The following is a 7,238-nucleotide window of genomic DNA, read 5'->3' on the forward strand; positions in this document are numbered from 1 at the left end:
TTTTTGCGATTCGTTTTTGGTAATTGGAATTTAAAGTTATCTAAAAATCTCTTAAAATACATGGTAAAGGTCTATTAAAAATACCGTTTTTCAGTTATACTTATTTAGTTTATGAACGGCTTTAAAGTTCAAATATCACTGTTGATGTGTAATGGAGGTTCAACTATGAGTCAAGCGTGGCATAAGATCCGTCGGGGATTAAATACTCGGTTTGGATTTTTCTTGTTCGCCGTTATTCTATTTTGTATAAAATCCTATATGGCCTACCAAATGAAATTCAGTTTAGGTGTTCAAGGGCATATGCAAGAACTAATTTTGGCGATTTCGCCAATTGCGACGGCTTTGTTTCTTTTTGGGATTGGTTTATATTTTCGGGGACGCTGGGCTTATTGGTGGATGATTTTAATGGACGCTATCTTATCCACGTGGTTGTTCGCAAATATTTTGTATTACCGAGAATTCTCAGACTTTATTACGTTCAATTTAATCAAGGGATCCGGATCGACATCTGATAACCTTGGTAAAAGTTTAATGGGCATCATGCGTGGAACCGATTTTTTGGTTTTTGTGGATGTGATTTTCCTAATTTTGTTATTACTCGTGCGGTTTATCAAAATTGATACGACCCGGTTCAAATTTCGTTATGCCTTGGCCACCACCGTTTTATCAATTGGTGTGTTTGGCGTAAATTTGGGCATGGCCTATAGTAATCGTTCAGGGTTGTTAACCAGAACATTCGATAATAACTATATTGTGAAGTATCTAGGTTTACAGACATATACGGCGTATGATGCGATCAAAACGTACCAGAACAGTGAACAAAAGTCGAAGGCCTCAGATGATCAACTAAAACCGATTGAGAAGTTCTTGAAAAAACATCATGTATCTTCAAACATCCAGTACAAGGGTGTGGCAAAGGGAAAAAATGTTTTTGTCATCCATCTAGAAAGTTTGCAACAATTTGTTATTGATAAGAAATGGGATGGCCAAGAAATTACGCCTAACTTGAACAAACTGTATCATGAAAAAGATACGTTGAGTTTTGATAACTTCTTTAATCAGGTTGGCCAAGGGAAAACGGCCGATGCTGAAATGATGCTTGAAAACTCTTTGTTTGGGTTGGCAGAGGGTTCCGCCATGGTTATGGATGGAACTAGCAATACTTTTCAAAGTATGCCGGCTATTTTAGATCAAAATGGCTATTCGACCGCTTCGTTCCATGGGGACGTGCCGAGTTTCTGGAACCGAGATAATGCTTATAAATCATTTGGTTATCAATATTTCTTTAGTAAAGAGTATTACAAGATCAAACCAGGATATGTCAGTGGTTACGGTATGAAAGATAAGATTTTCTTGAAGGATGCCATGAAGTACGTGGCACAACTTCCGCAACCGTTCTATGCAAAATTAATTACCGTTTCAAACCATTATCCATATTTGATTTCTAAAAAAGATGCATCAATTAAAGAATGGGATACTGGGGATCCAACGGTCGATCCGTATGTTCAGACTGCGCATTATTTGGACCAATCAATTGGTGAATTGATCAGCTATTTGAAGAAGTCTGGTTTAATGAAGAACAGTATGCTGGTCTTGTATGGTGATCATTATGGAATCTCAAACAACCACAAAGCAGCCATTGCTAAAATTCTTGGTTTAAAACAAATCGATAACTACAATTTGGCCATGTTCCAAAAGGTACCGTTCATGATTCATATGACCGGACTGAAGGGCGGTATTAACCATACTTATGGGGGCGAAATTGATGTGATGCCAACGTTAACAAATCTTTTGGGAATTAAAGACCCAGGGGCCATTCAATTTGGGCAAGATTTGTTGTCGAAGGATCGCAATCAAATTGTTGCCTTCCGTGATGGGGACTTTGTTTCACCGAAGTATACTAAGTATGGCAATGACTTGTACTTTACAAAGACGGGACAACAAATCACCGATAAAACTGCAACTGAAAAGAAAGAAGTTGCCAAGATTCAAACTTATGTCAATAAAGAATTATCCTTATCTGATTCGGTTATCAATGGTGATTTACTCCGATTCTCTAAGCATTCTTGGTTTAAGACGGTTGATAAAACTAAGTATAATTACAAGAAATCAGCTGGTCTTAAGGAATTGAGTAAAGCACAGGAAAAAGAGCCAACAAGTTTACTGAAGAAAAATAAAGGTAAATCAACCTTAGATCTTTATAAAACAGATGCACCAGAACTGGAGTCTGAAGATTCAAGTAGCAGTAGCTCTTCATCTTCATCTTCATCAGCATCATCCTCTTCTTCATCTAAATAACGTTATGTATAAGAAACTCATGGTTAAACGATTAATTTCGTTCAACCATGAGTTTTTTTGTAAATTAAGCTTTTTTGGTAGATGCAGCCTTGGTGTCAGCCACATTTTCAACGGTTAGTTCAATGTTGCCATCAGCAATCTTAGCTACAAGATTTTTTGCATCTGGATGGTCCAAATAATAATCAGCAATTCGATCTTCAATCTGTTCTTGAATTACTCGACGAAGTGGACGAGCACCCATCTTTGGATTGTAACCTAACTCAACTAATTTCTCTTCAACTGGTTCTGTCACATGCACATGTAAGCCTTGAACAGCTAACATCTGATTGACATTGCCAATCATTAAGTCAACAATTTTCATTAAGTTTTCCTTGGTGAGTGAATTAAATTCAACAATATCGTCAAAACGATTCAAGAATTCAGGTTTGAAGTAATTACCTAACTTATCCAAAACTGAGTGGGTTGTGCCTTTTGCTGCAGCACCAAAGCCAACGTCAGCTTCAACGTCACCGGTTCCGGCGTTAGAGGTCATGATAATAATTGTATCCTTGAAACTAACAGTCCGGCCTTGAGAATCCGTCAAACGACCATCATCTAGAATTTGAAGGAACATATGCATGACATCTGGATGAGCCTTTTCAATTTCATCAAGCAAGATCAAACTATATGGGTGACGACGAACTTGCTCAGTCAACTGACCGGCTTCTTCATAACCAACATAGCCAGGAGGCGAACCGATCAATTTAGAAATTGAATGTGGCTCCATGTATTCACTCATATCAAAACGAATCATTGAATCCTCTGAACCAAATAGTTCGTTTGCTAATTGCTTAGCTAATTCAGTTTTACCAACCCCAGTGGGGCCAACAAAGAGGAAGGAACCAATTGGTCGGCCAGTACCATTCAAACCGATTCGGTTTCGACGAATGGCGCGAGCAATTTTTTCAACGGCTTCATTTTGACCAATAACCTTAGCACGTAAATCTTCACCAAGATTTTGTAGTTGTTCCTGTTCACGTTTTTGTAACTCGCCAACCGGAATATCCGTTTTTTCTTCGATGATCTGTTCCATATCTTTATCAGTCACTGTTGGAATTTCACTCTGGTTAGTTGCGCCAGACTTAGTTTTTTCTAGTTTATTAACTTGGTCACGATAATAAGCGGCCCTTTCATAATCTTCGGCCTTTAAGGCGTCTTGTTTGTATTTTTCAGCATTGTCAATCTTTTGCTGAATGGTAGTTGGATCTACGGTATTAATCGTGAGGTTCTTTTTAGATCCCGCTTCATCAAGCAAGTCGATTGCCTTATCTGGTAGGAAGCGATCTTGAATATAGCGCTTAGAAAGCTTTGCTGCAGCCTTGATCGCGTCATCTGTGTAATGTACATGGTGGTAATCTTCGTATTTCTTTTGAATTCCCTGTAAGATACGAATTGATTCTTCCACACTAGGTTCGTCAACCTGAACTGGTTGAAGGCGACGTGCTAAAGCAGCATCTTTTTCAATATCCCGGTACTCATTTAAAGTAGTGGCACCAACGAGTTGAAAATCACCTCGTGCCAATGCTGGCTTCAAAACGTTACCAGCATCCATACCACCTTCAGCATTCCCAGCACCAACAATTTCGTGAATTTCATCAATAAAGACGATCATGTCTTTATTATTTTCAACTTCTTTCATAAGTTGTTGCATGCGTTGCTCAAATTGACCACGAATTCCAGTACCTTGTACTAATGAAACGACATCCAAACGGACAATTTGTTTGTTGATTAATTTTTGAGGGACGTCACCAGCGACAATTCGTTCAGCTAAACCTTCCACAACGGCTGTTTTACCAACGCCGGCTTCACCAATTAAAACGGGATTATTTTTAGTACGGCGATTTAAAATTTCAATAACCCTTGAAATTTCTGAATCACGCCCAATCACGGGGTCAATTTTTCCCTTTTTTGCCAGCTCAGTTAAATTCAGACCATATTGATCTAACAAACCACCTTTGCCATTACGTTGGTTACCACCGTTATTACCGGTAGGACCGCTTGGTTGAGTGGGGGGAACTTGCTGGTTTAATCCTTGTGGGTTTTCAACATTTCCGTTTTGCATTGCGCGGAAAATGTCATCTAAATTCCCAAATCCAAATGGGTCTTGTGCCATGTTTGCGGCACCTCCATTTCCTAAGTTATTTCCTTCTTGTTGTTTTAGAAGTTGATAGCAATTTTGACAAAGATTAATCTGCATCCGTTGTCCATTGACATTGGTATACAAATGAATCGTTGCTTCGTTCTTATGACAATTTTGACATAACATTTTGCTGTCTCCTTTCAAAGAATCAAGGTCAAAAATGTTTGACCAACTTTGACCATGACCATATTATAACGCGCCAAAAAAATTGTGCAAGCAATTTTTATCGAAAAATAACTATCTTAAAATCTACTTGTAAGGCGTTTTTGTAGGTTCAAAAACTAGTTTAGCACTTTGACATATAGAGTGCCAATATTTGAACTTTGTATCGTTTTCAGCTAAACTGAGTTTACTTTATAAAGGCAGGTGATCAAATGGCACGAGATTTTTCGAATTTATTGGAACAGCTCAGACAAGGAACAATTAAAGAATTAACGGTTGAACCAGATGAATTTTCAGAATTTCAACCTATCTATATGAAGTATGATCAGCGAAAACGCGTAATTGGATCGGCTCAACGAAGTGGGAAAGTAGTTTATCACTTTGAAACTCATGAAAACGGTGAACATTAATTTCACTTTTATTCGTGAAAGGGCTTGTAAAAATTTCGAGAAATTGCTATCATCAATGGGAAAGGCTGATTAATTGTTAGTAAGATGAATGCTATGTTCGTTTTATAACTTATAAAGAAAGCCCTTACTAAACTTATATTTTTAAAGGAGATCGATTTATAATGGAAACACGAGACTTTCATATTATTGCAGAAACAGGTATTCACGCACGTCCAGCTACTTTATTAGTACAGGCAGCAAGCAAATTTAACGCTGATGTTAAGTTAACTTACAAAGACAAATCAGTTAACTTGAAGTCTATCATGGGTGTTATGTCATTAGGTGTTGGTCAAAACGCTGATGTGACCGTATCTGCTGATGGCGATGACGAAAAAGAAGCTATTGAAGCTCTTGCAGATACAATGAAAAAGGAAGGACTTTCTGACTAATGGCAAAACAATTGAAGGGAATTGCTGCCAGTGATGGCGTTGCAATTGCGAAAGCATATATGCTTGTCGACCCTGATCTGTCATTTGATAAGAAAACAATTGATAATCCAGATGCTGAGATTAAACGTCTTCAAGACGCTTTAGACGCATCTAAAGCAGAACTAGAGTTAATTAAGAGTAAAGCTGCTAAAAGCCTTGGTGAAGAAGAAGCCGAAGTTTTTGAGGCCCACATTACGATTCTATCAGATCCAGAATTGATTGGTAATATTGAAGACAAGATCAAGAATGACAGCGTTAATGCTGAACAAGCATTAAAAGATGTCACTGACGGTTTTATTGAAACTTTTGAAGCAATGACTGATAATCAGTACATGCAAGAACGTGCCGGAGACATTCGTGACGTGACAAAGCGTGTCTTGAGTCATTTATTAGGCGTTGAATTGCCTAACCCAGCTTTAATTGATTCAGAAGTTGTAGTCGTCGCTCATGATTTAACACCAAGTGATACTGCTCAGTTGGATCGTAAGTTTGTTAAGGGATTCATTACAGATATTGGTGGCCGAACATCACATTCTGCAATTATGTCCCGTACTTTGGAAATTCCAGCTATTGTTGGAAGCGAAAAAGCAACAACAGATATTAAAGCTGGCGATACCGTTGTGATTGATGGGATGCATGGACTGGCACTCGTTAACCCAGATGCTGATGAAGTTGCAAAATATCAAAAAATGCAAAAAGACTTTTTGGCTCAAAAAGCTGAATGGGAAAAACTTCGTGATGAAAAGACATCGTCGAAGGATGGCGTTCATTTTGATTTAGCAGCTAATATTGGTACCCCTGATGACATCAAAGGTGTTATTGATAATGGTGCTGGAGCTGTTGGCTTGTTCCGTTCTGAGTTTTTGTACATGGATTCAAGCGAACTACCAACTGAAGACGACCAGTTTGAAGCTTACAAACAAGTTGTTTCAGGAATGAACGGCAAACAAGTTGTTATTCGGACCATGGATATTGGTGGAGACAAGCAATTGCCATACTTACCACTTCCGGACGAAATGAACCCATTCTTGGGTTATCGTGCTATCCGAATTAGCTTGGATCGGACAGATTTGTTCCGAACACAATTACGAGCTTTGTTGCGAGCATCTGCTTACGGTAAACTTGCAATCATGTTCCCAATGATTGCAACTGTTGCTGAATTTAAGAAAGCTAAAGCCATTTTTGAAGATGAAAAGCAAAAGATGGTTAAGGCTGGAACTAAGATCGGTGATAACATCCAAGTTGGTATGATGATGGAAATCCCTGCTGCCGCTATGATTGCTGACAAGTTAGCTAAATATGTTGACTTCTTCAGTATTGGTACAAACGATTTGATTCAATACTCATTTGCTGCAGATCGTGGTAATGAAAAAGTTTCATATTTGTATCAACCATATAATCCATCCCTATTGCGTCTTATTAAAAACACAATTGATGCTTCTCACAAAGAGGGCAAGTGGACTGGTATGTGTGGTGAAATGGCCGGCGACCAAACTGCTGTTCCAATTTTAATGGGACTTGGTTTGGACGAATTCTCAATGAGTGCAACTTCAGTTTTGAAGACTCGTTCATTGATGAAACGCTTGGACACCAAAGAAATGAAGAAATTAGCCGATAAGGCCGTTACTGAAGCAGAAACTAACGACGATGTCATCAAACTCGTTAACGATGCAATTAAGTAACAAAATTTAGTTTTAGATAAGTCTCTGGGGATCTTTAAAT

The 7,238-nt window shown here is 38.4% G+C and carries 5 protein-coding genes; 4 read left to right on the plus strand and 1 reads right to left on the minus strand.

The window, feature by feature from the left end:
- The first annotated feature begins 165 nt into the window (after positions 1-165).
- Positions 166-2,298, plus strand: a complete 2,133-nt coding sequence (locus PPA04_RS01350; RefSeq protein WP_057784566.1) for an LTA synthase family protein — start codon at positions 166-168, stop codon at positions 2,296-2,298.
- Between the two features lie 64 nt (positions 2,299-2,362).
- Here PPA04_RS01350 and PPA04_RS01355 read toward each other — a convergent pair whose 3' ends face one another.
- Positions 2,363-4,603, minus strand: coding sequence for an ATP-dependent Clp protease ATP-binding subunit (locus tag PPA04_RS01355; protein WP_057784565.1), 2,241 nt, complete (start codon positions 4,601-4,603; stop codon positions 2,363-2,365).
- Positions 4,604-4,851: 248 nt separating this feature from the next.
- Here PPA04_RS01355 and ykzS point away from each other — a divergent pair, with 248 nt between their 5' ends.
- From ykzS to ptsP, 3 genes are all read left to right on the plus strand, one after another.
- Positions 4,852-5,049, plus strand: a complete 198-nt coding sequence (gene ykzS / locus PPA04_RS01360) for a protein YkzS (RefSeq protein ID WP_057784564.1) — start codon at positions 4,852-4,854, stop codon at positions 5,047-5,049.
- A 161-nt stretch (positions 5,050-5,210) separates the two neighbouring features.
- Positions 5,211-5,477: a phosphocarrier protein HPr gene (locus tag PPA04_RS01365; RefSeq protein WP_057774159.1), complete on the plus strand. Its 267-nt coding sequence runs from the start codon at positions 5,211-5,213 to the stop codon at positions 5,475-5,477.
- Positions 5,477-7,198 carry a phosphoenolpyruvate--protein phosphotransferase gene (gene ptsP / locus PPA04_RS01370; RefSeq protein WP_057784563.1) on the plus strand — a complete coding sequence of 574 codons (1,722 nt, stop codon included), beginning with the start codon at positions 5,477-5,479 and terminating at the stop codon, positions 7,196-7,198. The genes PPA04_RS01365 and ptsP overlap by 1 nt, the downstream gene beginning before the upstream one ends.
- The last annotated feature ends 40 nt before the right edge of the window (positions 7,199-7,238 follow it).

The organism is Pediococcus parvulus, from assembly GCF_007990205.1.
GTDB lineage: Bacteria > Bacillota > Bacilli > Lactobacillales > Lactobacillaceae > Pediococcus > Pediococcus parvulus.